This is a genomic window from Microvirga antarctica (genome assembly GCF_017921815.1).
In the GTDB taxonomy this organism is placed as follows: domain Bacteria; phylum Pseudomonadota; class Alphaproteobacteria; order Rhizobiales; family Beijerinckiaceae; genus Microvirga; species Microvirga antarctica.
The window spans coordinates 1-282 of sequence record NZ_JAGEMM010000185.1 but is presented as its reverse complement, the minus strand read 5'-3'; the positions used below and the strand labels follow the sequence as shown (position 1 = coordinate 282).

At 66.3% G+C, this 282-nt stretch carries 1 protein-coding gene; it reads left to right on the top strand.

Annotated features, from left to right (window positions below; genetic code table 11):
• On the top strand, positions 1-282 hold a 282-nt coding region (locus J4G32_RS21410), incomplete at both ends, for an exonuclease/endonuclease/phosphatase family protein (protein ID WP_485020568.1).

Below are 282 nucleotides of genomic sequence, written 5' to 3'. Positions count from 1 at the left end.
CTCGGGTCCGACCCCGGTGCGAGTCGCCTCGATCTACCTGCCGAACGGCAATCCCATCGGCACCGAAAAATTCGCCTACAAGCTGCGATGGATGGAACGCCTGAAGCAGCACGCCCGGGCGCTGCTGGCCTTCGAGGAGCCGCTGGCCCTGGTCGGCGACTACAATGTGATCCCCGAGCCGCGCGACGCGGCCTTCCCCAAGAACTGGCTCGACGACGCCCTCTTCCAGCCCGAGAGCCGCGAAGCCTTCCGTGCTTTGAAGTGGCTGGGCCTGACCGAAGC